The sequence below is a fragment of the Lysinibacillus sp. NPDC097162 genome, assembly GCF_044762185.1.
In the GTDB taxonomy this organism is placed as follows: domain Bacteria; phylum Bacillota; class Bacilli; order Bacillales_A; family Planococcaceae; genus Lysinibacillus.
Genome location: NZ_JBIWDT010000002.1, coordinates 270,718 through 291,260, shown reverse-complemented (window position 1 = coordinate 291,260; position 20,543 = coordinate 270,718). Strand labels below are relative to the sequence as shown.

The following is a 20,543-nucleotide window of genomic DNA, read 5'->3' as shown; positions in this document are numbered from 1 at the left end:
ACTCGATATGAATACAAGCGTATCGGGAATTTGGTCATTCTAATGTATCGGGGGAAAGCGAATTATGAATTCTGAAGTGTTAGTAGAAGAAACAAGAGCGAACTTACTGGAAAATGTTCATTCTGGTGTCGTTTGTGGTGTTAATGACAGCAAGGAGGCTATCTATCAAGTTGGTAATATCCAACATAATACATATTTCCGATCTGCTGCAAAACCGATTCAAGCACTACCTGCATTTTTATCTAAAATTGATTTAAAGTATGGCTTAACTGATAAAGAAGCAGCGTTATTTACTGCTTCACATCGCGGAGAAACGTATCACATTGAAGCGCTAGAAACGATGAAAGAGAAATTAGCCATTGATGAGAATGAATTATTTTGTCCTTTTTCGTACCCTTTAAATGCGGAACCAAAAGAGGCAATGTTAAGACAACATATAGAGAAAAGACGACTTTTTCATAACTGCTCGGGAAAACATATGGGCTTTATTGCAACTTGTCGTGAAATGGGTTTTCCAACGGAGGGTTATTGGAATATAAATCATCCCCTACAACAGCTTATTTTGAAAACGCTATCTTATTTATCAGAAACACCGCTATCTGAAATTCATATCGGAATAGACGGATGTGGTGTGCCTGTGTTTGCTATACCATTACACAATATGGCTATTACAAGTTTGAAATTAGCTTGTCCAGATTTAATTGAAGATTTGGAACTTAGAGAAGCAGTAGAGCGAATGACAACAATTATGAACAATGAATTCAACATGGTAGCGTCTGAAAACTTTATTTGCTCTGTATTATTGCAAGATCGAAATATTGTAGCAAAGGGCGGAGCAAAAGGCGTGTATTGCTTCGGCTTGAAAAAAGAACGTTTAGGTTTCGCTTTGAAAGTTTTAGATGGTTCAGAAGACGTTTGGCCAAATGTAATTGCTTCGATTTTAGAGCAAATAGACTATGAAAATAAAGAAACAATTGCTAATATTCGCTCCCTTAGACCAAGCATCATTAAAAGTGATGGGGGCATTGAAGTAGGATCAATCCATGAGGTATTTGCATTAACACCAAATACAAAATAAAAATTTGTTACAAAGGGGATGAAATTTATGAAGAAAAAGATGCTAGTTGTATTGATGGTTTTATTAGCTACTATACTTACAGCGTGTGGTGGTTCGAGTGATGCTAGTGATAATGCAGATGGTAAGGTAAAAATCAGATTGCTAACAAGAATGGCAGGGACAAGCAGTCAGGCACAAATCTACAAAGATATTATTAAAGAATTCGAGGCAAAGCATTCCGATGTAGTTGTTGTTGATGAATCTCAAGGTGATGAATCAGCATTTAACAATAAGCTGAAAACAGATCTTGCATCTGGCACTTTACCTAACATTTTTAGAGTTCAAGGTGTTGCAAATTTAAACGAGTATATTGAAAGTGGCTTACTTATGGATATGGACCCAGTTTTAAAGGATGATCCTGAATGGGGACAAAATTTCACAGAAGGTGCATTAAAATATTATCAAGTGCCAGGTCATGAGGGGACATATGGAATTCCAATGGAGTCTGGTTTAATTGGTGTTTATTATAATGAAGAACTACTTAAAAAAGCTGGTATTAATGAATTCCCTGAAACATGGAGTGAACTAACAGCAGCTGTTAAAAAGTTAAAAGGCATCGATGTAACACCTATTGCACTTGGTGCAAAGGCAACGTATATGGCAGGACATTTACACAACCAAATTTTTTATAAATGGATGGGGACAGAAGCAGCAAAGAAACTAGGTACTAGAGAATTAAAATGGACAGATTCAGATGTTGTGAAAACACTTGAATATGTTGAAGACTTAAATAAGTTAGATGCATTTGGTAAAAGTGCTGCTGGTATAAGCGATGAAATTGCTGTGGCAGATTTCCTTGAAGGTAAGGCAGCGATGATTATTACTGGTCCATGGAACATTGGGAAATTTACGAATCCAAGTGAGACAGAATACGCTGATGCGATTAAACTTGCTAAATTCCCATACTTTGATGAAAAACCAGAGTTTAAAGATGAAGATATGCAAATTATTAGTCCATATATGGTGAATGGCAAACTAGAAGGAAAAGAAAAAGAATATACAATTGAACTACTAAAAATGCTTACTTCTGCTGAAGCAGCTAAACGATTTGCAGAGGAAGCACAGTTCTTAATTCCAAGATCAGATATCGCAATTGATAACTCGAAAGTATCTGATTTGTTCTTACACAATATTGAATTAGGTGCTACGTCAACAGGAATTGCAGTAGATGTGTTCGATTTTGATCCACTACCATCTATGCAAGATAGAACAAGAAACTCTATCGTAAGTATCTTAATCGGTGGTAAGCCTAAAGATGCAGCAAAAGAAATTCAAGATGAAATTGATAAATCTAAATAAGTAGTTTTCCATAACGAATATTAAGGTGGAGCGGAAGGCGGCGACTCCAGTGGGAAATGCAAGCATCGAGCGTAGCGAGGGAAGCGGCTCGATGCTTACCCGTGGAATGCGTCCGCCTGTTGCATATGCGAATTAGATTGAAATTGATTAAGATTACAAAAAAATTAAGAAATGGAGGGGAATAGATGAATGTAAAAACAAATAGAGATAAGTCAAAAATTTTTCTATTTACTTTACCGGCCTTAGTAATCTATATTCTATTCCTTATTATACCTATGATAGGCGCCCTTTATTTTTCCGTTGTCAATTGGAATGGCATTAAAGGAGCACCATTAAATTTTGTAGGTTTAGAAAACTATCTAAATGTGTTTAAAGATAAAGACTTTCTTATTTCTTTAAAAAATATGTTTGGCATGGTGTTTTTTAGCGTTTTATTCCATACACCAATCGCTTTATTATTAGCAGTTGCAATTAATACGAAATTTAGGGGACATCGATTCTTTAAAGTAATCTATTTTGTACCTACTATTTTTCCACTAACAGCTATCGGTCTACTTTGGTACTTTATTTTTATGCCAAATGGCTCTTTAAATAGCTTATTAGAATTTATTGGTCTAGCAGATTTAGCTAAAGGCTGGTTAATTGACTCATCTACTGCTATGGGTGCAATTATCTTTGTAAACATTTGGGCAGGTGTTGGATACTACATGGTAATCCTATTAGCGGGGTTAACAACGATACCAGAAGAAGTATATGAGGCGGCAGAGATGGATGGGGCTTCATCTGTACAAAAGTTCTTCCATATAACAGTTCCTATGCTAAAGCCAATTATTACTTTATGTATTTTAATGGATATTATTGGGACCGTGAAAGTATTTGATTTAATTTTTGTTATGACTGAGGGAGGGCCGAATGGTCTAACCAATCTGCCGACTACTTTAATGTATTATGAAGCTTTCAGATACAACAACTATGGCGTTGGTAGTGCATTAGGGGTCATCATTTTTGTTATTGCGCTCGTATTGACTATCGGTAGTGAAGCCATCATGAATAGGAAGGAGAAGAACCAATGAAAAAGAAAATAATATTATATGTTTTTGTAATAGCAATGGCTTTAATGTTTATTGAACCGATGCTATTTACATTAGTTTCTTCTCTTAAAGGAAATAAAGAAATATTTAGTTCACCCTTTAGTTTGCCTGAGGTTTTTAGATTTGAAAACTATGTAATTGCTTGGCAAGAAGCGAATATGAGTAGATATTTTTTAAATAGTATACTTATTTCAATGGCAACAGTTATTATCCTTGCGATTGTCTCTTCTATGGCGTCATTTACATTATCAAGATTTAACTTTAAAGTGAATAAATTTTTAGCTCTGTTTTTCCTGTTAGGTATGATGATACCTATGCATACAGTTCTTGTACCAGTTTCATATATTATTGGAGCACTAGAATTGAAAAATAACTTAGTGGCATTAGTTCTACTGTATGTGGCGTTTTCTTTGTCATTTAGCATTTTAGTTTTGACACGGTTTATGAAAGGGATTAATGCCTCTTTAGAAGAAGCGGCACTTATGGATGGCGCAAGTTATTTCCAAATATATTTCAAAGTTATATTGCCAATGTCTGTTCCAGCAATATCGACTGTTTCTATTTTTAATTTTTTAGGCGCATGGAATAACATTCTGTTCCCACTTTTATTTATTAATGATGACCGCTTAAAACCAATTGCATTGGGTCTATTAAACTTTAGTGGTGAAAGAGGATCAGAATACGGGCCATTAATGGCTGCAATCGTCATCACGATATTAGTTCCTTTAGTCGTTTATCTTCTATTCCAAGAGAAAATTGAAAGTGGTCTTGCGGCAGGCTCAGTCAAAGAATAACAATGAAATAGAAATAGTGAATATTATTGGGGGTTATGAATATGAGCGAATTACGTTATAGACAGGTACATTTAGATTTTCATACGAGTGAAGATATTCCTGGTGTTGGTAAGGACTTTGTTGCAGAGGAGTTTGTTGAGACATTAAAAGAAGCGAATGTAAACTCGATTACTTGTTTTGCTAGATGTCATCACGGCTGGTTATATTACCCTTCACAGCATCGTCCAGACTTAATCCATCCGCATCTTGAAAATAAAAACCTTTTATTAGAACAAATAGAGGTTTGCCATAAAAATAATATTAAAGTTCCGATTTATACAACTGTGCAATGGGATGGTTATATTAGTAAACATCATCCTGAGTGGTTATCGATTGATGAAAACGGTGAATTCATTAACAGTCAAGGTGTTCCTGAACCACATTTCTACTATACAATTTGTTTAAATAGCGGCTATAGACAATATTTTAAAGACCATTTACAAGATATTATCGATACAGTGAAAAGCGAAAATATTGATGGCTTCTTTTTAGATATTTTATTTAAAGTTGATTGTAATTGTAAAAATTGTTTTGAACAAATGGAACATAAAGGGTTAAACACAGAAAATAGAGTAGATAGAATCTATTATTCTACGCTGATGCTTGAGGAATTTAAAGAAGAGATTAGTGATTTTATTAGAACTAGAGTGCCGCATGCAGGTATTTTCTATAATAGCTCTCATATTGGTCCAGGCAATAAAAGTAGCTTAAACAATTATACACATTTGGAGCTAGAGTCTTTACCAAGTGGTGGATGGGGCTATGATCATTTCCCTGCAACAATGAGATATTCTCGTATTTTGGGTAAGGACATCATCGGTATGACGGGTAAGTTTCACACGTATTGGGGTGATTTCCACTCATTGAAAAATAAAGCAGCTTTAGAATTTGAGTGCTTCAATATGCTTGCTTTAGGTGCAGGCTGTTCAATTGGAGATCAACTTCATCCAAATGGTAAATTATCGAAAGCTGCTTATGAATTAATTGGCAGTGTTTATGGAAAAGTGAAAGAAGTAGAAAAGTACTGTATGAATACAAAACCGGTTACAGAAATCGGGGTATTAACACCTGAAGAATTTTATACACCAGGAGATCATAATTTAGGTATCCATCCAGCATTAATCGGTGCAGTTAGAATGTTACAAGAGTTATCATATCAATTTAATATTATCGACAGTCAAATTGATTTTAATGACTATAAGTTAATTATTTTACCTGATGTGATTGACTATTCTCCTGAGTTACAGCAAAAGCTACAAGCTTACGCTAACAATGGCGGGAAAATTATTGGTACATTTGAATCTCTAATTAATAAAAATAGTAACGAAGAAGATTTATTTGGAAATGTGTACGTTGGTGAATCAAAGTATGACCGTGATTTTGTTTTACCGAATGATATAATTGGGAAAAAATTGCATAAAGAAGAGTATGTCATGTATTTAAAAGGTTTAGAAATGAAACCTGTACAGTCAGAGGTACTGATGCAGACAGTAAAACCTTATTTTAATAGAGAAGGCACTACGTTTTGTTCGCATCAACATGCCCCATCATCGCATACATTTGGACATGCTGCAGTGACAAAACGCCAAAATATCATTTACTTCTCACACCCTATTTTCAAACTATATCGAAAAAATGGCCTAGCTTGGTGTAAATGGATGATGAATGATGCGATTGATCATCTTCTCGAAAGAAAGCTCATTACTCATAATGGTCCATCGACATTGCTGACATCATTAAATGAAGATAAAGAAACAGGGGCAAAGATTTTGCATGCACTTCATTATATAACTGAGAAACGCTCAGAGGATATTTATACGATTGAAGACATTATCCCACTTTATAACACAGAAATTAGAATGTTTGTTGGTGATACAAAGGTGACATCTGTCAAAAAACTGCCTGAATTATCAGAGGTAAGTTACAGTGTTGAAGGACAGTATATACAGTTTACTGTGGAAAAAATCGAAGGCCATTTAATGCTACATATCGATTAATGTTATGAAAAAACTATAAAAAAGGGAAATAATCTAAGAACAAAAAACTTAGATATTTTCCTTTTTAATATAGTTAAAGGCTCTTGCGGGTGTCATCGATTTGAAGAGAAGCTTTTCGAGCCGGCTCGAAACTTAATGACGATAAATGAAAGATGTGATGATAAATGGAATTTCATTTTGGGCAACGGAACAAGGATATCGTTGTTGTAAATCCTGTATTACAATCAGCTCATCAATCCATCCAAATTCCTAAATGGATGATTGAAAAACATAAATGCCACTGGTTAAGACATGAAACAGAGCAGGGCGGTCAGGATTATTTAATCATTGGATTGGGAAGCGATGAAACAGTTACTTATGAAAGCTTAAGAGAAGCAGCAGGAGAAGTAGCACGAGTGGCTAATGCCAGTGAAAATAATGACATTCAAGTATCATTTGATTTTTTAAATGCAATAAATCTCAATCATCTAGATGCTGTGACTGCTTTTGTAGAAGGTTGGATACTTGGGGCCTACCAGTTTCAAAAATACCGCAAAGAAAAAATAGTCGTAAAACCTTGTAATGTATATTTTCTATTAGAAGAAACAGAAGCTTTAAAAAATGCTATTACCGTTGGAATGTTACGTGCAAACAGCACTAATATAACGAGAGACTTATGTAATACAGATCCGATTGACCTTAACCCAGACACATTTACTGAAACGATTCGTCAGCATTTCGGTGAAAAAAATCTGTCCGTCAATATTTATAATACTGACGACTTGCAACAGCTCCAATTAAATGGGCTACTGGCAGTTGGAAGAGGCAGTCAATATTCATCTTATTTAGCAGAGATTAAGTACTGTACGAATGTTAATAAGCCACATATCGTGTTGATTGGTAAAGGTATGACTTATGATAGCGGTGGTATTAGCATTAAAACGGGTCTTAACATTAGCGATATGCGGATGGATATGGGCGGAGCAGGTGCTGTATTTGGTGCTATGGATTTAATCGCTTCAAAAAATGTAGATGTAAATGTCACCGCCCTGTTGCCGATTGCTGAAAACTTGCTTAATGAAAAGGCATTTTTACCAGGTGAAGTTATTCGTTTCGCAAATAATCTGCATGTTCAAGTTGGCAATACAGATGCTGAAGGAAGACTTATTTTAGCGGATGCTCTACTATATTCTGAAAGGTTAAAGCCAGATGTAATTATTGATATCGCTACGTTAACGGGCTCAATTGGTGCAGCATTAGGCTTAAAATATGCAGGTGTATTCGGAGATGAGTCGATTACAGAATTAATGAAAAAGCTAGGCGGTCAAAATGGTGATTTTGTATGGCCGATGCCACTTATTGATCAATATGAGGAATCATTAGCGAGTGATTATGCAGATATTTGTAATATTAGCTCAGACAATCTAGCAGGCTCTATTACGGCTGCACTCTTTTTAAGAAAATTCGTCCCTAAAGGTACTAAATGGGGGCATATTGATATGGCGGCACCTGTTCAATCGCCGAAAACGAGAGGCTATCATGTGCGCGGTGCATCAGGTTATGGCGTTCGATTATTGGCAGATTTTATAGAAAGCTATAGTAAACTAGAAAAAGGGAATGACTAAATATGGTTATTGAAGTGATTGCAATTTCTTTAACAGATGCGAAAGCGGCACAAAAAGCAGGAGCAGACAGAATTGAATTAGTCGCAGGTATTGCCGAGGGAGGATTAACACCGAGCTATGCAATGATTGAAAGTGTTTGCGGTGAATTAACGATCCCTGTAAATGTAATGATTCGTCCTCACAGCCGTTCATTCTTCTATGATCAAAACGATTTACAAATAATGTTAAAGGATATTCAAATATGTAAGCAGCTAGGTGCTAGTGGAATAGTTGTTGGTGCACTTACTGAAGAGCATGATATTGATGAACATACTTTAAAACAATTAATAGAAGCAGCGGATGGATTGGATATTACATTTCATCGAGCATTCGATGAAGTAAGGGACCAATCAAAGGCATTAAATACGTTAATGTCTTATAAGGAAATCTCACGAATTTTAACATCAGGTGGCAAAAATAAAGTACTTGATGCAGTTAGTGAAATTCAAGCTTTAGAACAACAGGCAAGCCAATCTCACATTCAAATAATGCCAGGTTCTGGTCTATCACCTAATACCCTTCCATCCTTTTTGAAACAGGTTAACGTTTCAGAATTTCATTTTGGATCTGGTGTTCGGCATCAATCGAGCTTTGACCATTTTATAGACGAACATAAAATTAAAGAAATAAAGGATATAATTTTATACCGAGCATAGACACAGTGACCATTGGGGGAAATAAAATGCAGCAAAAAGAGTACCTAGTTGGGGTAGATATGGGTGGTACAAAAATTGCCGTTGGATTATTAAGTGTTGATGGGAAAATCATGAAGGAAACTCGTATGGATACGAGAGGGCATGATGGTCCAGAGATTGTTGTTAATAGATTAGTAGAGGCGATTAATGCTCTTTCAGAAGGTTACGAGATAAAAGGTATAGGCGTCGGAGTGCCAGGGATAGTTGATACAGATAATGGAATTATTCACTATTGGTCTACTTTCAATTGGAATAACGTACCTTTAGGGCAGATGTTAAATGCACAGTTAGATAAGAAAATTACAGTAGTCAATGATGCGAGTGCAGCTACTTGGGGAGAATTTAACTTCGGTGCTGGTCGGCAATCAAAGAATATGCTTTTTATGACGATAAGCACAGGAATCGGTGGAGGCATTATTTTTGAACGACAATTGTTTACTGGCAGTAATATGTTAGCTGGTGAAATAGGGCATGTCACTGTTAATCCGAATGGCCCAACATGCAATTGTGGCAAATTGGGTTGTTTAGAAGCATATGCATCAGGAGTATCCATTCAACGACGTGCAATGGATGCAATTAAAAGTAGTACATCCATTTTGCTCGAAATGGAGAAGTATGAAAGAAGACCAATTGATACAAAAATGGTGTTTGCTGCATATGAGTCAGGAGACTTAGTTGCACAAGAAATTATTGAGCAAGCAGCTACATATGTAGGGATGGTTTTGGCGAATTTTATACAAACATTTAACCCGGACTGCATTGTATTAGGTGGCGGTGTTATGAAAACGAATTCCCGATTTATGGAGAAAATTGAGAAAGAGACTCAACACTATGTTCTACCTTCCTATCGAAACACATATGAAATTAGACGTTCGCAATTGTTTGAAAATGCAGCATTAATAGGTGCGGCAAATTTAATTGTTTGAGTGCCTGTCACTTTTAAAAACCCACTTAGCTTTCCGCGCGCAGCACTTTGTAAGCGCAGAAGTCTTCGTGGGTTTTTACTTGGATATATAAAAATTCAGAATTGTTTGAGTGCCTGTCACATAAAATTCAACTAGAGAGCATACAGTTAGTGTAGGAAATTTGCGGAAAAATGCTTCTGGGGAAAAGAATGCTTCAGACATAAAGGAAGTACAGTATTCCACATGTGAATTCACATTTGATATTGTGTAGATTCATATTTTTTGTTAAAAACGAATGGTTTATATGCTGTTTAAAGTAAAAAAATTCTCGTTAATACTATTAAATTGTTTTATGGAACTAGACACCAATTTTTGAGAATGCTATATTAAAGGAGTCATAGTATTTTTATAATTAGGAAAATTAAGAGAATGTAAGTCCTAGTTATAAGGAACAAAGGGGTAAGTGTTATAAAGAAGGATGATAGATGCTTATGGTAAAAAAAACGTTAAAACAACGAATTGTTGACGCTTCTGTAGTGCTGTTTCAGCAAGATGGCTATCATAATGTAACTGTTGATCGCATTGTAGAATACATCGGTGCATCAAAAGGTGGATTTTATCATAATTTTAAATCGAAAGATGAATTGTTATATGAAGTTCATGATGTGTTTATTTCCCATGTTATTAAACAGTCACAGGAAGCTTATGACAAATATGATACGCCGATTAAACGCTTATGTGCAATGCTTCAAACACTGACACAAGTGTTTGATGTGTATCAAGCCCATATTACTGTGTTTTATGAAGAAAGCCGTTCGTTGTCAGAAGAATATAGTGCAATAATTCATAAAAAGCGGGACCAATATCGGGAAATATTACAAAAGGTGATTGAAGAAGGACAGCAAACTAAGGATTTTCGTTCTGAATTACCTTGTACGATTGTAACAATGGCCATTGTGGGGATGATTAACTGGACATATATGTGGTTTAAACAAACCGGTCCGTTGACAATGGAGGAAATTACAGAAGTATTTACGGATATGATATTACGAGCAATTGTTACAGAGCAAGCTATGGAAGAAGCAACTCAATTTATGGTAAAGGTGAAGCCAGAAGAAAAAGCTGGTTTTATTAATCTTTAATACAGACCGACTAGTCGGTCCAGATTTATGTAACTGTCGTCTGAAAGAAATCCGCTATGGCAAATTGGATATTAGGGGGAAATGGGAATGAACTTTGAACTAACGAAAGAGCAAGCGATGATTCGAGACATGGTACGTGATTTTGCAGAGAAAGAGATTAAACCTTACGCTCGTGAAGTCGACGAGACATCAACAATGAGAATAGAAAGCTTTGAAAAAATGGCAGAGCTAGGCTTATTGGGTATCCCGTTTCCTGAGGAATATGGTGGTTCTGGAGGAGATACGGTTTCCTATGCAATTGCTGTTGAGGAAATTGGGCGTGCTTGCGGTGGTACAGGTTTAAGCTATGCAGCAGCAGTGAGTTTAGGCGCGGCTCCAATTTATAACTTTGGAACGGAAGAGCAAAAGCGTGAATGGCTTGTACCTTTGGCAAAGGGAGAAACATTAGGTGCCTTCGGTTTAACGGAGCCAAATGCAGGATCTGATGCTGGCGGAACACGTACAACAGCGGTAGTTGACGGTGATGATTACGTTATTAACGGTGAAAAATGCTGGATTACAAATGCAGGCCATGCACGCCAAATTATTGTTACGGCAGTAACAGGCAAACGTGAAGATGGCAAAAAAATCATCTCATCAATTATTGTGCCAACAAATACACCTGGTGTCACAATCAATTGTAATTACGACAAAATGGGTGTGCGTGGTTCCAATACATGTGAAATCATTTTGCAAAATGTTCGCGTTCCAAAAACGAATTTATTAGGGGACGAAAAACGTGGATTTAGCCAATTTTTAAATACGTTAGATGGTGGACGTATTTCCATAGCGGCTTTATCAGTCGGCATTGCACAGTCTGCTTATGAAAAAGCATTAAAGTTTGCGAACGAACGAGAGCAATTTGGAGCACCAATTTCCAAGTTACAAGCAATACAGTTTAAATTAGCAGATATGGCAATGGAAATAGAGCTTGCTCGTACACTTGTACATAAAGCAGCATGGCTTAAAGACCAGAAAAAACCATTTGCTAAGGAAGCTGCTATGGCGAAATTATTCGCATCTGAGATGGGCTTCCGAACTTGCAATCAAGCTATTCAAATTCATGGTGGTTCAGGTTATATGAAGGAATATGATGTAGAGCGTCATTTACGTGACATTAAATTAATGGAAATCGGCGAAGGTACATCTGAAATTCAACGTCTCGTTATTTCTCGTCTAATTGGCTGTTAAAAACATTATATAGCATATTTAAGGGGGATTTTCATGGCAGAACTTGTGTATCAAACAATTGGTCAATTGCTCGATGAACAGTCTAAAAAATATCCTAAAAATGAAGCGCTAGTGTATGCAGATAGAGACTTACGTATGACTTATGAGGAGTTAAATCATCAAAGTCGTTTAGTTGCGAGAGGATTAATGGCCCTTGGTATTGAAAAGGGAGATCATATCGCAGTGTGGACGACAAATGTTCCTGAATGGGTACAGTTACAGTTTGGCACAGGAAAGATGGGGGCGCCAATCGTTACTGTAAATACAAATTATCGTGCGCATGAATTGGAATATTTACTAAGACAATCCGATGCTAAAACGATAATTTTAATCGAAAATTATCGAGACCATTCTTTTATGAATACACTCCAAGAAATTTGCCCGGAGCTTGAAAATTGTGAACCTGGTAAATTGCAATCGGAGCGACTACCTCTATTGAAAAATGTTATTTTAATTGGCGAAACAAAATATCCGGGAGTACTTAACTGGTCTGATGTACTAGCAGCTGCTGAGCAAGTTACAGAGCAACAATTAGATCAAATACAGGCCTCACTCCATTATGATGATGTCATTAATATTCAATATACTTCTGGAACAACAGGGTTTCCTAAAGGGGTTATGTTAACACATTATAACTTAGTCAATAATGCGGTTAACATTGCGGAATGTATGCGCTTAACGTCGATAGATCGCTTATGTATTCCAGTGCCTTTCTTCCATTGCTTTGGCTGTGTCATCGGTACATTAGCTATTACTACAAGTGGTGGAACAATGGTACCTGTGCAAGAATTCTCCCCTGTGGAAGTGTTACGAACAGTAGAAAAAGAGAAGTGTACTGCATTACACGGAGTACCAACTATGTTTATAAGCGAGTTGAATTTACACAATTTTGCGTCATACGACTTATCGACATTACGTACTGGCGTAATGGCAGGTTCTAACTGTCCTATTGAAGTCATGAAAGCTGTGATCGAGAAAATGGGTATGACTGACGTAACAATTTGTTATGGTCAAACGGAATCTTCTCCTGTCATTACACAAACGAGAGCAGATGATCCATTCCATCTAAAAGTAGAGACTGTAGGTAGAGCATTACCGAATCTAGAAGTTAAAATTGTCGTTCCTGGTACAGATGTAGAAGCTGAAACAAATGAGCAAGGCGAGCTATGTACAAGAGGCTACCATGTGATGAAAGGTTACTATAACAATCCTGAGGAAACACAACTGGCAATCGATCACGATGGCTGGCTTCATACCGGTGATTTGGCAACGATGGATGAAGAAGGTTATGTGAGAGTAACAGGCCGATTGAAGGACATGATTATTCGCGGTGGTGAAAATTTATATCCACGTGAAATTGAAGAGTTTTTATATACATTTCCAAAAATCGCAGATGTACAGGTAGCGGGTGTCCCTGATCCTAAGTACGGTGAAGAAGCCGCAGCATGGATTATATTGCGAGAAGGGGAACAGGCGACAGAAGAGGAAATTCGAGCTTTTTGCCGAGATAAAATTTCTAAACATAAAATTCCGCGACATATTTTCTTTATCGATGGCTACCCAATGACTGCTTCAGGAAAAGTGCAGAAGTTTAAACTACGCGAAGATTTTGTGGCAGCAGTGAAGGTGAATTAGGGAGGGGGCAAGACAATGTTCAAGAAAGTATTAATTGCAAATCGTGGTGAAATTGCTAGACGTATTATTCGCACATGTAAGCGACTTAATATTCAAACGGTCGCGGTATATTCTGAGGCGGATGCTGAAAGTTTACATGTCAAAGATGCTGACGAGGCATACTGCGTTGGTAAGCCGCCTGTTGTTCAAAGCTATTTAAATATTGAGCGGATTCTTGAAATTGCAAAAGAAAGCGGGGCTGACGCTGTCCATCCGGGATATGGCTTGCTTTCGGAAAACGCTGATTTTGCAAAACGTTGTACGGAGGCTGGCCTAGTATTTATTGGACCTAGTGCTACAGTGATCGCGTCCATGGGCAGTAAATTAGAAGCGCGAAAGACGATGAAATCTGCAGGAGTACCGATTGTTGAAGGGGTTGAAGCGCCTGTCAAAGATGTTTCAGAAGCAGTTGAAATCGCTTCTCGTTTAGGTTATCCAATTATGCTAAAAGCCTCTGCTGGAGGTGGTGGCATCGGCATGCAACTTGTGTCAGATGCTGAGGAGTTAGAGAAAGCATTTGAAGGTAATCAGAAACGTGCACAATCATTTTTTGGTGATGGCACGATGTACATGGAACGATTCATAGCCAATCCACATCATGTCGAAGTACAGATTATCGCGGATTATGAGGGCAATGTAGTTCCGTTATTTGAACGAGAATGTTCAATTCAACGACGCAATCAAAAAGTGGTGGAAGAGGCCCCGTCTCCATTTATTTCTGAGGAAACGCGAGCGCGAATGCTAGAAGCTTCTGTGCAAGCGGTGAAGCATATCGGTTATGTAAACGCAGGAACGATTGAGTATTTAGTAGATGCAGAGCAAAACTTCTATTTTTTAGAGATGAACACGCGCTTACAAGTAGAGCATCCAGTAACGGAAGAAATAACGAAATTGGATCTTGTAGAAGAACAATTGAAAGTAGCAGCGAGACAGCTATTAAGCTTTACACGCGACAGCATTGACAAGCAGGGGCATGCCATTGAGGTACGAATTTATGCAGAAAACCCTACAACGTTTTTCCCGTCTCCAGGCAAAATTACAGATCTTGTATTGCCAACAGGTGAGGGTATTCGCCATGAATGTGGTGTAGAAGCGGGTTCAACTGTGACCCCTTTCTATGATCCAATGATTAGTAAATTAGTAGTGTGGGGAGAAACGCGAGCAATTGCGTGTGAGCGCCTTATACAAGCATTGAAAGAATATAAAATTGAAGGCATTCAAACAAATATACCGATGCTTTTGAAAACGGTAACCCATGAGCAATTTTTAAAAGGGCATACAACAACGAAATTTGTCGAGGAATTTTATTTACCACAATTAACAGAAACAAAATAAGGATAAGTTCATATTATGGACATTCGTAGCAACGAGCTTATAAACAAATGGCTCGTGATTACTAACAGATGTTTTCATACTGAGGAGCTTATGCAAAGCATGTGCGAGTATGCATGCGTTACAAAGTGAAAATATGTGTGTTGTTTTGAGTGATACGTTTGTCACTTGAAACAAATACACCTAACTATTTGGAGGGATTTATATGGCAACAGTAAAAGCGAGCATGGCGGGAACAGTATGGAAAATCGTAGTGGCAGAAGGCGATAAAGTAACAGCAGGGCAAGACGTAGCAATTTTAGAGTCAATGAAAATGGAGATTCCGATTGCTGCAGAAGAGGACGGCGTTGTAACAAAAATTATTGCGAACGAAGGCGATTTCATTAACGTTGACGATGATATTTTAGAAATTGAATAGGGAGGCATTTCTATGCAATTACCAAAGCATGTTACGTTAAAGGAAGTTGGGCCTCGTGATGGTTTGCAAAATGAAAAGGTACACATCGCTACTGCAGATAAAGTAGAGCTAGTAAATTTACTTAGTCGGACGGGATTAAATTATATAGAAGTAACATCTCTAGTCCATCCGAAGTGGATTCCTCAATTAGCAGATGCAGTAGAAGTGCTGCAAGCTATTAAGCGAGAAAAGGACATAACGTATGCGGCACTTGTGCCAAACATGCGAGGATTAGAACGTGCATTGCTAGCGGGCATCGATGAAGCAAGCATTTTTATGTCTGCCAGTGAAAGTCATAATCAAAAAAATATCAATAAAACAATCCACGAAACATTTCCAATAATGAAGGAAGTAGTTGAGGGGGCAAAGGCCGCAAATAAGCATGTACGTGGTTATATCTCAACGGTAATCGGATGCCCTTATGAGGGTTACATACACCCAGAAAAAGTTTTACAAGTAACAGATAAATTATTGGAAATGGGCGTTGATGAAATATCGCTAGGAGATACAATCGGCGTTGGAGTTCCGACGCAGGTTGAGCATCTATTAGAAGAGCTGTTAAAGAGATATCCGGCTGAAAAATTTGCGATGCATTTCCATGATACGCGTGGTACAGCACTTGCCAATATTATGAAATCGTTAGAAATGGGTATTACGAAATTTGATAGTGCACTCGGTGGCCTAGGCGGTTGTCCTTATGCAAAAGGAGCAACAGGTAATGTAGCTACAGAGGATTTGTTGTATCTATTAGAAGGAATGGGCATTGAAACAGGCGTTAACATGCAAAGGCTGTTAGAAGCGGTACTATTTATCGAACAAAAGCTAGGGAAGGACGTTGCGTCTAAACAAATGGCCATTGTTCGTAATGAAGGGAGTGCTAATGTCACATGACACAACAACTCGTTCAATTTGATTTGTTACCAGGTAATATAGGGCTCATTACACTATCTAGACCGGAAGCTGCCAATGCCATGTCAGTACAATTATTAAACGACCTTAGTGCTACGCTAGATAAAATAAATGCTGATCCAGCAGTGCGTGTTGTTTTACTAACAGGTGCAGGGGAAAAGGCATTTTGTGCAGGAGCAGATTTAAAAGAGCGTAAAGGGATGTCCGATCAACAAGTAAAGCAAATTGTGCATTTAATCGGAGCAACGATTGCAAAAGTAGAGTCATTAGCTCAACCTGTTATTGCTGTTTTAAACGGCGTTGCATTTGGAGGCGGACTAGAACTCGCTTTAGCTTGCGATTTACGCATAGCAGCCACACATATCAAAGTAGGTCTTACTGAAACCTCACTTGGCATTATTCCAGGAGCAGGTGGGACACAACGCTTACCGCGACTGATTGGAATTGGTAAAGCGAAGGAACTAATTTATACAGCACGTCGAATCGATGCCGAGGAAGCGAAACACATTGGTATTGTGGAATATGTATATGAAGGGCATGAAGTGCAAGAAAGAGCGCAACAGCTTGCACTCGAAATGGCGAAAAATGCGCCGCTATCATTAATTCAGGCGAAAAATGCCATTAATAATGGTGTTGAAGTAGATTTAGCTACAGGCTTGAAAATCGAATCACTTGCATATAGTGCACTTATTCCAACGGAAGATCGCTTGGAGGGCTTACAAGCTTTCCAAGAAAAAAGAACACCGCAATATTCAGGAAAGTAATGGACTGCAAAGGGGGAATTGGACATGAGCAATATATCCACAGAAAATACATCAAATGCGATGAAGGAACAAATTTTAGCAGGGGGTCTGCCGAAATATCACGATAAAAATGCACAACAAGGCAAGCTATTTGTCCGAGAGCGACTAGAATTATTATTAGATGATGGTCTTCAATCGGAAGATGGACTGTATGCAAACTGTTTAGCAGGTGATTTACCAGCAGATGGCGTTATAACAGGTATCGGTAAAATCCATGGTCGTACAGTATGTGTTTTAGCCAATGATTCGACGATTAAAGCAGGGTCTTGGGGAAAACGTACAGTGGAGAAAATGATCCGTATTCAAGAAACGGCGGAGAAGCTAAATTGTCCATTATTTTATTTAGTTGATTCAGCAGGTGCACGTATAACAGATCAGTTAGAAATGTTCCCTGGACGTCGTGGAGCAGGACGTATTTTCTACAATCAAGTAAAACTTTCTGGTAAAGTACCGCAAATTTGCTTGTTGTTTGGTCCTTCTGCAGCGGGAGGCGCATATATTCCTGCATTTTCTGATATTGTGGTGATGGTGGAAGGCAACGCATCAATGTATTTGGGGTCACCACGTATGGCAGAAATGGTCATAGGTGAAAAGGTAGATCTAGAAACAATGGGTGGCGCTAAAATGCATTGTTCAGTATCTGGTTGTGGGGATGTGCTTGTAAAAACAGAGCAGGAAGCTATTGCCTATGCACGCAAATATTTGAGCTATTTCCCGAGTAACTATGCTGAGCGTAGTAAAGTGGAAGCGCCAAAGCCACCAGCAACATTTGAAAAATCAATTGAAGAATTAATTCCTAAAAATCAAAACTCGCCTTTTGATATGTATCAATTAATTGATCGGTTGATTGATGAAGATTCTTTCTGTGAAGTAAAAAAATTATTTGCATCAGAATTAATAACTGGGCTTGGACGCATTAACGGACAATCAGTTGGGATTATAGCCAACCAACCACGTGTGAAGGGCGGCGTATTGTTCCACGATTCAGCTGACAAAGCGGCAAAATTTATTTCATTATGTGATGCTTTTAATATTCCACTTATTTTCCTTGTAGACGTTCCAGGCTTTATGATTGGAACACAAGTTGAGAAGGCGGGCATTATTCGCCATGGCGCGAAGATGATTTTTGCAATGAGCGAGGCAACTGTACCTAAACTAACTGTAATTGTACGTAAGGCGTATGGTGCAGGGCTTTATGCAATGGCAGGTCCGGCTTTTGAGCCTGATTGCTGTATTGCGTTATCAAACGCACAAATAGCCGTAATGGGTCCAGAGGCAGCTGTAAATGCAGTATATGCCAATAAAATTGCCGAACTACCAAAAGAAGAACAAGCAAGCTTTATTGCTGAAAAGCGAAAAGAATACCAAGAGGAAATTGACATTTATCGCTTAGCATCTGAGCTAATTATTGATGATGTCATTGAGCCGAATGATTTACGGAAGGCACTGGAAACACGTTTGGACTTGTATATGTCTAAATACTTGTTATTCTCTCAACGGAAGCATGGTGTAAATCCAGTATAAGAAGAAATATTTTATCCGAAAAATGCACCCAGTTTATGCTGGTGTGCATTTTTTGATATATTTCACCCCTTGCATGAGCACGGTCAGACATATTAAAATATGGGATGGATAAGAGGAAGTGGGTGAATTAGCATGGCAAAAAATAATATATCTAGTATCCAAGGTGATGCCAAGCTACCATTACCATTTCGAGCGTGGATTGATACGTATTATATGCAGCTAAAAGTAATAGGCTGGGTGTTTTTTAGTTTTTACACAATTATCGCCTTTTACAAATTAGTGATTAATCGTTTAGTGGATGTTTGTATTATGTTGTTCCGTGGCGATTATTCTTTAAGTGAGATTGGTTTGTTTGATTATAGTAGCTGGCGAGTAACGACAAATTTTATACCGTTTGAAACAATTTTACGTTATATCAATTACTCACAATATTTTAATTTAGATTTGATTGTCGTAAACTTATTAGGCAATTTGTTAATATTTACACCGATGGGCTTTTTGTTACCACTACTGTCAAAGAGGTTTCGAAAGGCATGGGTTATTATTTGTATAGGCTTTTTCTCTAGCCTTGCTGTTGAAACCGTGCAGTTTATTTTTACAGTTGGTTCTGCAGATATTGATGACTTGATTTTAAATACGCTAGGCGCATGGTTTGGATACTTAGCTTATAAATGTGTGCTTATCATGCCGAAAAAACGTTCATAAAGTTCGATTATAGAAGAAACAGTCCATTTAATAATGGGCTGTTTTTTATTCGCTATAAACACTATTTTACAAGTGTTTAATGTGATAAATTTCAATGAAAATAAATGAAAAAGTAATAAAGAAATATAATAATAATAAAAACACTCTTATTAACAAGGTGTTTTTACCTATATAAAATTCGGGGTATTGTTTCTTTAGGAGGTTAGTAGTAATTATTGCTTGAATTTAAGAGAGAAAATTCCGATAATAAAAGTACAGAAACCATTCCGTTTGAATAAAAATAGTTAATAGAGAGTTGTTCATATTTACTACTAAACTTGCATATTAAAAAGAAAGTCGAGGTGATGATATGAAACTATCAAACATGATGGAGCAAGAAAGACAATCTGCTCATTATAACCGTAAGAAAATCCTTCAGCGTAAAGAGGCTGGTGATGCTTATCGAAAAAATGCACAGTACTTCCAACCAGAAAAAAATAAAATATTGCTAGAGCTCGAAAATTTATTATTAGGCCGCCAAGATCAAGATTTATATGAGCAACATAAAGAAGAATCTAAGGAAGTAACGCCACAGCAACAGGCTATGATTCAAGATTTACAACAAACTGAAAAAAGTGTAAGAGCTCATGAGCAAGCATATAAAACAATCGGCAGTGATATTGGAGAATCTCCTTCTTCATCACGGCTAAAAGCATCAGATGACCGATATCCAGCATTAGATGATTTGCCTGAAGCAGTAATGGATACGGATACTGAGGCCGCGGACACATTGCAAATTTTACAGCAGGTTCGAAGTGCTGCGCTAACACCAATAGTTCCATCTCCACAAGATTTACGTATAGCGGCTAGTGCAGATGCTCAAATGCAACAAATTCAGAATGGTACAGAGCTAGATGAAACAGTGCTTAATGAGCTTGAACCACCTTATGTTACGGAAACAACTGATGTAAAGGTGCCAGAACGATTTTCGAAGGAATTGAATTTGGACCCATTTGCAGATACAATTTTCGGTAAGAGTTATGATGAGGCAATGAAAGCACGGACATTTAAAATAGCGTCTGCAAAATATGCTACGCATATTCAAATGGCAAAAAGCGGCTATCTATATGGAGACAACTCGACGTTTTCAATGACAGCTTAATGGTATA

The 20,543-nt window shown here is 37.5% G+C and carries 18 protein-coding genes; all 18 read left to right on the top strand.

What is annotated here, in order from left to right:
* The first annotated feature begins 64 nt into the window (after positions 1 to 64).
* On the top strand, positions 65 to 1,078 hold the full coding sequence (locus ACIQXW_RS13540) for an asparaginase (protein WP_402762951.1): 1,014 nt from the start codon (positions 65 to 67) through the stop codon (positions 1,076 to 1,078).
* A 27-nt stretch (positions 1,079 to 1,105) separates the two neighbouring features.
* The gene (locus ACIQXW_RS13535; RefSeq protein ID WP_402762948.1) at positions 1,106 to 2,416 is read left to right on the top strand and encodes an ABC transporter substrate-binding protein; all 1,311 of its coding nucleotides are present in this window, start codon (positions 1,106 to 1,108) and stop codon (positions 2,414 to 2,416) included.
* 185 nt (positions 2,417 to 2,601) lie between these two features.
* On the top strand, positions 2,602 to 3,489 hold the full coding sequence (locus ACIQXW_RS13530) for a carbohydrate ABC transporter permease (protein ID WP_340821097.1): 888 nt from the start codon (positions 2,602 to 2,604) through the stop codon (positions 3,487 to 3,489).
* Entirely contained in the window at positions 3,486 to 4,301 is an 816-nt protein-coding gene (locus ACIQXW_RS13525; protein WP_340821096.1) for a carbohydrate ABC transporter permease, read from the top strand. The genes ACIQXW_RS13530 and ACIQXW_RS13525 overlap by 4 nt, the downstream gene beginning before the upstream one ends.
* Before the next feature lie 41 nt (positions 4,302 to 4,342).
* A complete protein-coding gene (locus tag ACIQXW_RS13520; protein ID WP_402762945.1) occupies positions 4,343 to 6,337 on the top strand; it encodes an alpha-amylase family protein in 1,995 nt (664 codons plus the stop codon).
* 164 nt (positions 6,338 to 6,501) lie between these two features.
* Entirely contained in the window at positions 6,502 to 7,941 is a 1,440-nt protein-coding gene (locus tag ACIQXW_RS13515; protein WP_402762942.1) for a leucyl aminopeptidase family protein, read from the top strand.
* A 2-nt stretch (positions 7,942 to 7,943) separates the two neighbouring features.
* Entirely contained in the window at positions 7,944 to 8,636 is a 693-nt protein-coding gene (locus ACIQXW_RS13510) for a copper homeostasis protein CutC (RefSeq protein ID WP_402762939.1), read from the top strand.
* A gap of 26 nt (positions 8,637 to 8,662) precedes the next feature.
* The gene (locus ACIQXW_RS13505; protein WP_402762936.1) at positions 8,663 to 9,601 is read left to right on the top strand and encodes an ROK family protein; all 939 of its coding nucleotides are present in this window, start codon (positions 8,663 to 8,665) and stop codon (positions 9,599 to 9,601) included.
* A 470-nt stretch (positions 9,602 to 10,071) separates the two neighbouring features.
* The gene (locus ACIQXW_RS13500; RefSeq protein WP_402763210.1) at positions 10,072 to 10,722 is read left to right on the top strand and encodes a TetR/AcrR family transcriptional regulator; all 651 of its coding nucleotides are present in this window, start codon (positions 10,072 to 10,074) and stop codon (positions 10,720 to 10,722) included.
* An 87-nt stretch (positions 10,723 to 10,809) separates the two neighbouring features.
* Positions 10,810 to 11,952 carry an acyl-CoA dehydrogenase gene (locus ACIQXW_RS13495; protein ID WP_401010957.1) on the top strand — a complete coding sequence of 381 codons (1,143 nt, stop codon included), beginning with the start codon at positions 10,810 to 10,812 and terminating at the stop codon, positions 11,950 to 11,952.
* A gap of 33 nt (positions 11,953 to 11,985) precedes the next feature.
* The gene (locus tag ACIQXW_RS13490; RefSeq protein WP_402762933.1) at positions 11,986 to 13,626 is read left to right on the top strand and encodes an AMP-binding protein; all 1,641 of its coding nucleotides are present in this window, start codon (positions 11,986 to 11,988) and stop codon (positions 13,624 to 13,626) included.
* 15 nt (positions 13,627 to 13,641) lie between these two features.
* Positions 13,642 to 15,000: an acetyl-CoA carboxylase biotin carboxylase subunit gene (locus ACIQXW_RS13485; protein WP_402762930.1), complete on the top strand. Its 1,359-nt coding sequence runs from the start codon at positions 13,642 to 13,644 to the stop codon at positions 14,998 to 15,000.
* 202 nt (positions 15,001 to 15,202) lie between these two features.
* Positions 15,203 to 15,415, top strand: coding sequence for an acetyl-CoA carboxylase biotin carboxyl carrier protein subunit (locus ACIQXW_RS13480; protein ID WP_139860471.1), 213 nt, complete (start codon positions 15,203 to 15,205; stop codon positions 15,413 to 15,415).
* A gap of 12 nt (positions 15,416 to 15,427) precedes the next feature.
* The gene (locus tag ACIQXW_RS13475; protein ID WP_401019337.1) at positions 15,428 to 16,345 is read left to right on the top strand and encodes a hydroxymethylglutaryl-CoA lyase; all 918 of its coding nucleotides are present in this window, start codon (positions 15,428 to 15,430) and stop codon (positions 16,343 to 16,345) included.
* Positions 16,342 to 17,127, top strand: coding sequence for an enoyl-CoA hydratase (locus ACIQXW_RS13470; protein ID WP_402762927.1), 786 nt, complete (start codon positions 16,342 to 16,344; stop codon positions 17,125 to 17,127). Before ACIQXW_RS13475 ends, ACIQXW_RS13470 begins: the two co-directional genes overlap by 4 nt.
* Before the next feature lie 24 nt (positions 17,128 to 17,151).
* Positions 17,152 to 18,690, top strand: coding sequence for an acyl-CoA carboxylase subunit beta (locus ACIQXW_RS13465; protein ID WP_402762925.1), 1,539 nt, complete (start codon positions 17,152 to 17,154; stop codon positions 18,688 to 18,690).
* A gap of 132 nt (positions 18,691 to 18,822) precedes the next feature.
* Entirely contained in the window at positions 18,823 to 19,395 is a 573-nt protein-coding gene (locus ACIQXW_RS13460) for a VanZ family protein (RefSeq protein ID WP_340821084.1), read from the top strand.
* Between the two features lie 349 nt (positions 19,396 to 19,744).
* The gene (locus ACIQXW_RS13455; protein ID WP_402762922.1) at positions 19,745 to 20,536 is read left to right on the top strand and encodes a putative metalloprotease CJM1_0395 family protein; all 792 of its coding nucleotides are present in this window, start codon (positions 19,745 to 19,747) and stop codon (positions 20,534 to 20,536) included.
* Positions 20,537 to 20,543 lie beyond the last annotated feature (7 nt).

Coding starts and splice junctions, on each gene's coding strand:
- ACIQXW_RS13535 (WP_402762948.1), top strand. CDS start 1,106: ATGAAGAAAAAGATGCTAGTTGTATTGATGGTTTTATTAGCTACTATA.
- ACIQXW_RS13500 (WP_402763210.1), top strand. CDS start 10,072: ATGGTAAAAAAAACGTTAAAACAACGAATTGTTGACGCTTCTGTAGTG.
- ACIQXW_RS13475 (WP_401019337.1), top strand. CDS start 15,428: ATGCAATTACCAAAGCATGTTACGTTAAAGGAAGTTGGGCCTCGTGAT.
- ACIQXW_RS13525 (WP_340821096.1), top strand. CDS start 3,486: ATGAAAAAGAAAATAATATTATATGTTTTTGTAATAGCAATGGCTTTA.
- ACIQXW_RS13505 (WP_402762936.1), top strand. CDS start 8,663: ATGCAGCAAAAAGAGTACCTAGTTGGGGTAGATATGGGTGGTACAAAA.
- ACIQXW_RS13530 (WP_340821097.1), top strand. CDS start 2,602: ATGAATGTAAAAACAAATAGAGATAAGTCAAAAATTTTTCTATTTACT.
- ACIQXW_RS13520 (WP_402762945.1), top strand. CDS start 4,343: ATGAGCGAATTACGTTATAGACAGGTACATTTAGATTTTCATACGAGT.
- ACIQXW_RS13485 (WP_402762930.1), top strand. CDS start 13,642: ATGTTCAAGAAAGTATTAATTGCAAATCGTGGTGAAATTGCTAGACGT.
- ACIQXW_RS13455 (WP_402762922.1), top strand. CDS start 19,745: ATGAAACTATCAAACATGATGGAGCAAGAAAGACAATCTGCTCATTAT.
- ACIQXW_RS13540 (WP_402762951.1), top strand. CDS start 65: ATGAATTCTGAAGTGTTAGTAGAAGAAACAAGAGCGAACTTACTGGAA.
- ACIQXW_RS13470 (WP_402762927.1), top strand. CDS start 16,342: ATGACACAACAACTCGTTCAATTTGATTTGTTACCAGGTAATATAGGG.
- ACIQXW_RS13490 (WP_402762933.1), top strand. CDS start 11,986: ATGGCAGAACTTGTGTATCAAACAATTGGTCAATTGCTCGATGAACAG.
- ACIQXW_RS13460 (WP_340821084.1), top strand. CDS start 18,823: ATGGCAAAAAATAATATATCTAGTATCCAAGGTGATGCCAAGCTACCA.
- ACIQXW_RS13495 (WP_401010957.1), top strand. CDS start 10,810: ATGAACTTTGAACTAACGAAAGAGCAAGCGATGATTCGAGACATGGTA.
- ACIQXW_RS13465 (WP_402762925.1), top strand. CDS start 17,152: ATGAGCAATATATCCACAGAAAATACATCAAATGCGATGAAGGAACAA.
- ACIQXW_RS13480 (WP_139860471.1), top strand. CDS start 15,203: ATGGCAACAGTAAAAGCGAGCATGGCGGGAACAGTATGGAAAATCGTA.
- ACIQXW_RS13510 (WP_402762939.1), top strand. CDS start 7,944: ATGGTTATTGAAGTGATTGCAATTTCTTTAACAGATGCGAAAGCGGCA.
- ACIQXW_RS13515 (WP_402762942.1), top strand. CDS start 6,502: ATGGAATTTCATTTTGGGCAACGGAACAAGGATATCGTTGTTGTAAAT.